Annotated in this window: 5 protein-coding genes; 4 read left to right on the top strand and 1 reads right to left on the bottom strand. The window is 71.7% G+C overall.

Annotation, left to right across the window (positions count from 1 at the left end):
• Window positions 1–183: 183 nt before the first annotated feature.
• The 3 genes from FNH08_RS41220 to sucD all read left to right on the top strand — a co-directional run bounded on the left by FNH08_RS41220 (window position 184) and on the right by sucD (window position 4,545).
• Entirely contained in the window at window positions 184–1,974 is a 1,791-nt protein-coding gene (locus FNH08_RS41220; RefSeq protein WP_152776638.1) for a hypothetical protein, read from the top strand.
• Window positions 1,975–2,457: 483 nt separating this feature from the next.
• Complete coding sequence (gene sucC, locus FNH08_RS41215) at window positions 2,458–3,639, top strand: ADP-forming succinate--CoA ligase subunit beta (RefSeq protein ID WP_322726297.1); 1,182 nt, start codon at window positions 2,458–2,460, stop codon at window positions 3,637–3,639.
• A 21-nt stretch (window positions 3,640–3,660) separates the two neighbouring features.
• Complete coding sequence (gene sucD, locus FNH08_RS41210; protein WP_152776637.1) at window positions 3,661–4,545, top strand: succinate--CoA ligase subunit alpha; 885 nt, start codon at window positions 3,661–3,663, stop codon at window positions 4,543–4,545.
• 134 nt (window positions 4,546–4,679) lie between these two features.
• Here the strand turns inward: sucD and FNH08_RS41205 are convergent, their stop codons facing one another.
• Window positions 4,680–5,780: a SigE family RNA polymerase sigma factor gene (locus tag FNH08_RS41205; protein ID WP_322726296.1), complete on the bottom strand. Its 1,101-nt coding sequence runs from the start codon at window positions 5,778–5,780 to the stop codon at window positions 4,680–4,682.
• A 230-nt stretch (window positions 5,781–6,010) separates the two neighbouring features.
• On the opposite strand from FNH08_RS41205, the gene FNH08_RS51240 reads away from it, so the two are divergent.
• Window positions 6,011–6,667: cell division protein PerM (locus tag FNH08_RS51240; RefSeq protein ID WP_228034680.1), on the top strand; the 657-nt coding region annotated here is incomplete at its 3' end.

Raw genomic sequence — 6,667 nt, 5'->3', positions numbered from 1 at the left:
CAACCCGTCCGGCGCGCAGCTGACCTTCTCCTCGCCGCGGCACGATCCCTCCTATGTGTCGGTGCCGCTGCGCGAGCAGTGATCTCCGGCTGCCACCGGTCGGGCCTGGCCTTGTGAGCTGCTGCCCCGACGTCGCGCACATCAGCGATCCGTCAGGGGAATTCAGAAGGATCTGACGCACGCATGAACAAGAACATTCGCCGTTCGATCGTGATAGCCGCCGGAGTCACCGGCGCGTGGGCGCTCGGTTCGAGCATGGCCAGCGCGGACGAACTGCCTTCGTCGGCAGTGACCACGCCCGACGCAACCGTCGACACCGGGGACGTGCTCGGTGCGGTCACCGACACCGTGGGCGGGGTCGTCACCGAGGTGACGGACACCGCCAAGGGCACCGACACCACCGCCACCGCCAAGAAGGCCGCCCCCGACGTCGCCACCCAGACCGCCGCAAAGGTCACCGCCGCACCCACGCGGACCGCGGACCAGGCCCGCCGCTACGTGGACGCCGACGTCTCCGGGGTCACACACGTCTCCCACATCCCCCACGTCTCCCACGTCTCCCACGTCTCCCACGTCACCCACGCCTCCGCGAAGGCGTCCAGGACAGTCACCGGCGTCGCGGCCCACGCTCAGCAGCACGCCGGGGCCGCGGTCGTCGACGTCAGCGCGCCCGAGGACGAGATCGACTACCTCTTCGGCCCCCTCGGCTCGTTCGCCCCGGAGCTGGAGGAGGCCCTCGCCGCCGCGCAGACCCGCATCCAGGGCACGAAGCACACCGCGCAGGGAGCGGCCCAGCGGACGGTCCACGCCACCGCGACCGGCGCCGAGGCCCGCCTCACCGCCACGACCGCCACGGCCAACGGGGTCCAGGGGCAGCTCCTGACCCAGGCCACCACCGTCACGACCGCCGCCCAGGACACGGTCTCCGCCGTCCCGGGCCACATCACGGGCACGGTCGCGGGCATCCCGGCCACGGTCACACCGGTCGTCGCCCCCGTCGTCGACGAGACCACCGCCGCCGTCGTGCCGCCGGTCGCCGGCACCGTGGTCGACGGCGTCACCCCGGTCGCCGGCCACGCCGTGGGCAACACCACCGGCCTCACCGACCGGACCACGGCCCACACGGGCACGCTCGCGCACCAGGCCGCGGCCGACGCGACGACCCTCGCCGGACAGGCCGTTGCCCAGGCGCGGACCCTCGCCGGCCAGGCCACGGCCAACGCCGGCACCTTCACGTACGGCGTCACGGGGGATGCCGGCGCCCTCACCGGGCAGGCCGTCGCGGACCTCCAGCCGTACGCGACCGGAGTCGCGGGACAGGTCGTAGGCGACGCCAGCGGCTCCGTGCTCCCGCCGGTCGCCCACACCGCCGTCGACGGCGTGGTGCCCGTCGCCGGGCAGGCGGTCGGGGACGCGACCCACCTCGCGTACGGCGTCGCGGGCGATGTCCGGCCGTTCGCGCAGAACCTGGTCGGCGAGGTTCCGCCGCTGGCCACGGGCCTCGTCCAGGAGCAGGTCGGACCGTTCGCGGAGGGGGTCGTCGCAGACGACGTCACGCCGTTCGCGGAGGGGATCGTCGCGGACGACGTCACGCCGTTCGCGTACGGCACGGTCGGGGCCGTGCAGCCGGTCGTCGACACCGTCACCGGGTACGTCGACACCGTCGCCGACTCCGCGCAGCCCGTCGTGGCGGGCGTCGGCGGAAGCGCGACGCACCTCGCGTACGGCGTCGGCGGGGGCGCGACGCATCTCGCGTACGGCGTCACTGGGGACGTGCGGCCGTTCGCGCAGAGCGTCGCCGGCGAGGTCGCCCCCGTGGCCGGACAGGTCGCGCCCTTCGCGCAGGACCTCACCGGCACGGTCCAGGCCACCAGCGGCCCGCTCGTCGGCAACGCCGTCGGCGGTGCCGGGGGCGTGACCGACTCGATCACTCCGGACTACCTGCCGAACGCCCACTACGGCGTCGGCGCCTGACAGAGCCCCGCCGGTAGGCAACAGAGCTCCGCCGGTAGGCAACAGAGCTCCGCCGGGAGGCATCCGGCACGGCCGAACCCATCGGCCGTGCCGCGGACGGCCGAAGCCGTCGGCCGTGTCCGACCCCATCCCGGCGGGTGGCGGTAGTGGTCCCCATTGGGGTGGGGATCACCCGCCCTGGGCCCTTCAGAGCCATTGGAGGGCCTTCCAGGGGTCTCACCGGGTCAACCCCAGCCCGGTGAGGCCCCGCACATGCGGCACGCGGTGCCAGTGAGCAGGGCATCATGTGACAGGTATCACCGCTCAGGTGTGACCCCTGATTTAGAGACCGTCTGCAAGCGGCGATAACCTGCGAGACGGACATGCCGCGCGCTCGGACACCGTGTGCGCCTCCCTTGTGACATACAGCGGACGTCACGTTGCCCTTCGCGGCACGCCCACGCATCCAACGAACCGCTAGATCACTGATAGGGACGGAAGCGCGTGGACCTGTTCGAGTACCAGGCGAGGGACCTCTTCGCCAAGCACGGTGTACCGGTGCTGGCCGGTGAAGTCATCGACACGCCTGAGGGGGCGCGCGAGATCACCGAGCGGCTGGGCGGCAAGTCGGTCGTCAAGGCGCAGGTGAAGGTCGGTGGTCGCGGCAAGGCCGGCGGCGTCAAGCTGGCCGCCACCCCGGACGAGGCCGTCGCCCGCGCGACGGACATCCTCGGCATGGACATCAAGGGCCACACGGTCCACAAGGTGATGATCGCCGAGACGGCTCCGGAGATCGTCGAGGAGTACTACGTCTCCTACCTCCTCGACCGCACGAACCGCACCTTCCTGGCCATGGCCTCCGTCGCCGGTGGCATGGACATCGAGGAGGTCGCCGCGACGACCCCCGAGAAGCTCGCCAAGATCCCGGTCGACTCCAACGCGGGCGTCACCAAGGAGAAGGCGCGGGAGATCGTGGCCGCGGGCCAGTTCCCGGCCGAGGTCGCCGACAAGGTCGCCGACGTGCTGGTGACCCTGTGGGACGTCTTCGTCAAGGAGGACGCCCTCCTCGTCGAGGTCAACCCGCTCGCCAAGGTCGCCTCCGGTGACATCCTCGCCCTCGACGGCAAGGTCTCCCTGGACGCGAACGCCGAGTTCCGTCACCCGGAGTTCGAGGAGTTCGAGGACAAGGCGGCGGCCAACCCCCTCGAGGCCGCGGCCAAGGCCAAGGGCCTCAACTACGTGAAGCTCGAGGGCGAGGTCGGCATCATCGGAAACGGTGCCGGTCTGGTCATGTCCACCCTCGACGTGGTCGCGTACGCCGGTGAGGCCCACAAGGGCGTCAAGCCGGCCAACTTCCTCGACATCGGTGGCGGTGCCTCCGCCGAGGTCATGGCGAACGGCCTGGAGATCATCCTGGGCGACCCGGACGTCAGGTCCGTCTTCGTGAACGTCTTCGGTGGCATCACCGCGTGCGACGCCGTCGCCAACGGCATCGTGCAGGCCCTGGAGCTGCTCAAGAGCAAGGGCGAAGAGGTCAACAAGCCGCTGGTCGTGCGCCTCGACGGCAACAACGCCGAGCTGGGCCGCAAGATCCTGACGGACGCCAACCACCCGCTCGTGCAGCAGGTGGACACCATGGACGGCGCGGCCGACAAGGCCGCCGAGCTGGCTGCGGCCGCGAAGTAAGGGACGAGGTCACAGAACACCATGGCTATCTTCCTCACCAAGGAATCCAAGGTCATCGTTCAGGGCATGACCGGCTCCGAGGGTCAGAAGCACACCAAGCGCATGCTGGCCTCCGGCACGAACATCGTCGGTGGCGTGAACCCGCGCAAGGCGGGCCAGAGCGTCGACTTCGACGGCACCGAGATCCCGGTGTTCGGCTCGGTCGCCGACGCGATCGAGAAGACCGGCGCCGACGTCACGGTCATCTTCGTCCCGGAGAAGTTCACCAAGGACGCCGTCGTCGAGGCCATCGACGCCGAGATCCCGCTCGCGGTCGTCATCACCGAGGGCATCGCGGTCCACGACACGGCCAGCTTCTGGGCGCACGCCCAGGCCAAGGGCAACAAGACCCGTGTCATCGGCCCGAACTGCCCCGGCCTGATCACCCCGGGTCAGTCGAACGCCGGCATCATCCCGGCCGACATCACCAAGCCGGGCCGCATCGGCCTGGTGTCGAAGTCCGGCACGCTGACGTACCAGATGATGTACGAGCTCCGTGACATCGGCTTCAGCTCCTGCGTCGGCATCGGCGGTGACCCGATCATCGGCACCACCCACATCGACGCGCTCGCCGCGTTCGAGGCCGACCCCGACACCGACCTGATCGTGATGATCGGTGAGATCGGTGGCGACGCCGAGGAGCGCGCGGCCGACTTCATCAAGGCCAACGTGACCAAGCCGGTCGTCGGCTACGTCGCCGGCTTCACCGCTCCCGAGGGCAAGACCATGGGTCACGCGGGCGCCATCGTCTCCGGTTCGTCGGGCACCGCCCAGGCGAAGAAGGAGGCCCTGGAGGCCGCGGGCGTCAAGGTCGGCAAGACCCCGACCGAGACGGCGAAGCTCGCGCGCGCCATTCTCGGCGGCTGAGCACGGCCTGGTAGCTGAGCACGGCCTGGTAGCTGAGCACGGCCTGGCGGCTGAGCACGGCCTGATCAGGCAGGTGGGCCCGTACCCCTCGGGGTGCGGGCCCACCTGCATGGAGCGGTGTGTGCGGCGCGAGGTCACCTGCTCTCCGGAACCAGCCTCCCGGGGCCGCCTTCCGCCGCCGATCTCAGTTTGGCCCGGAGGTTCAGCTGCTCCTGGGGGAGCGGGCCCATGGCACCTCTCTGCGGGATTCCCCGGATCGGAGCGCCCGGGGCCACCGGGGCTTCGTAGTGGTCCGGGGTGGTGCGGACGGCGAAGGTGCTCGTCGTGAAGAAGAGGGCCGCGAAGACGGCGGCCGCGTGGATCCAGCGGCGGGCGCGGCGTTCGCCGTGCAGGCGCGCGGCGGCCGGGGAGCACGGCCTGACGACCCACGGGCCCTCCCCGTTCGCGGCCTCGCCGAGCCGGCGCCGCAGCTCCTCGGGGTCCGACAGTTCCGGCAGGCGCGCGGCGACCGCCTCGCGCGCGTACAGCAGACGGCCCGCCGTCGCGGGGGTGCTCGCCTCGGTCTCCGCGGCCGTGTCGGGCAGGTCGAGGCCGAGGCCGTCGTACAGCAGCACCGCGCGCCGGTACGGGGGCGGCAGTCTCAGGAGTACGTGGATGAGGGCACGGTCGGTGAGGGCGGTGCCCGTCCGGTCGGAGGACCCGGAGAGCGTGGGCGTGCGCCAGGTGTCGGTGCGCCACAGGCGGGGGCGGAGCTTGTGCCAGGGGGCGAGCGCGTAGTCGTGTGCCGCGGCCCGCACCCAGCCCATGGGGTCGCGGTCCACGGCCACCTCCGGCCAGCGCTGCCAGGCGAGCTGGAAGGCCCGCTCCACCGATTCGCGGGCCAGTGCGCGCCGTCCGGTCAGCATGTAGGTCTGCCGTACGAGTGTGGGGGCACAGAACGCGTAGAGGGCGTCGAAGGCCTGAGCGGGCGTCAGGGGGCCTGACAGGGGTGCGGGTTCCGCGGCCTCGATGGGGGTCAGCTCGTACCACTCGGCGACTCGGACCGTCGGCTCGGCCGTCGGATCAGCCGCTGGATCTACCGTCGCATCAGCCGTCGCATCAGCCGTCGCATCAGCCGACGGATCAGCCGACGGATCAGCCGACGGATCGGCCGTCGGCTCGGTGGCCTCGGGCGCGGGGGACTCCTCGGTCGACGGCTCGACTGCCTGGGTCGACGGCGCTCGGCTCTGTGTCACGGGCATGCCCTCCGTACTGAAAAGCACATAAACACATATTGAGCGACACATCCATGAATCCTCCGTTACGCGGCTGGAGCGCGTGTCGTTGGCAGCATGGGCCCGTGACGCACGTGAGCGAGTCCCCCCACCCCGCCGGCCCGCCTGACTCGGCAGGTCCGCCGCATCCCGCAGGTCCGCCGCACCCGGCCGATCCGGCGCCCACGCCGTCCGGCCGGTGGAACGGTCCCCTGGGGGACCGTCTCCTGGGGGACCGGTTGCTGAGGGGGGCGTCCGCGCTGGGCGCGGGGCTGCTCGGGGGAGCCGTCGCGGCCGGGCTCGGGCTCGGTGCGTTCGCCGTGCTCGTGATGGTGCTGTGGGTCAGTTCGCCGTATCCCGACAGCGGGCCGGGCGGGGCGCTGAACGTGGCGGCCGCCCTGTGGCTGCTGGCCCACGGCGTCGAACTCGTCCGCACCGAGACGCTGTCCGACGTACCCGCGCCGATCGGCCTCACTCCGCTGCTGCTGCTCGCACTGCCGATGGGCCTCGTGCAGCGGGCGGCCCGGGACGCGGTGGCCGACACCGATGCCACGCCCCGTACGTCAGGGCCGAGCAGTATGTCCGGGCCGAGGAGTACGGCGTGGGTGGGCGTCGTGGCCGGTTATGCGGCCGTCGGTGGGGCGGCCGCGATGTATGCCTCCAGCGGCGCGTTCCGGCCCTCCCGGGAGTGGGCCGTCGTGTGCGTGCCGCTGCTCGTGGGCGCCGTGGCGGGGGCCGGGGTGTGGTCGGCGTACGGGCGTCCTGTCCCTCCGCTGTTCGCGTGGCTCGGTCGGGTCCTGAGGCCGGGGACATTCGGGCGGCTCATGGTCGCCGGGCGGGCGGCGGGAGCGGGAGTGGCGGTGCTGCTC

The sequence above is a fragment of the Streptomyces spongiae genome (genome assembly GCF_009377185.1).
Lineage (GTDB): Bacteria > Actinomycetota > Actinomycetes > Streptomycetales > Streptomycetaceae > Streptomyces > Streptomyces spongiae.
Note: the sequence above shows the minus strand (reverse complement) of the source record. Positions and strands in the feature narration are given on the sequence as shown.

Excerpts from the sequence above, each read along its gene's own strand:
- sucD (WP_152776637.1), top strand. The coding sequence starts at position 3,661 with ATGGCTATCTTCCTCACCAAGGAATCCAAGGTCATCGTTCAGGGCATG.
- FNH08_RS41220 (WP_152776638.1), top strand. The coding sequence starts at position 184 with ATGAACAAGAACATTCGCCGTTCGATCGTGATAGCCGCCGGAGTCACC.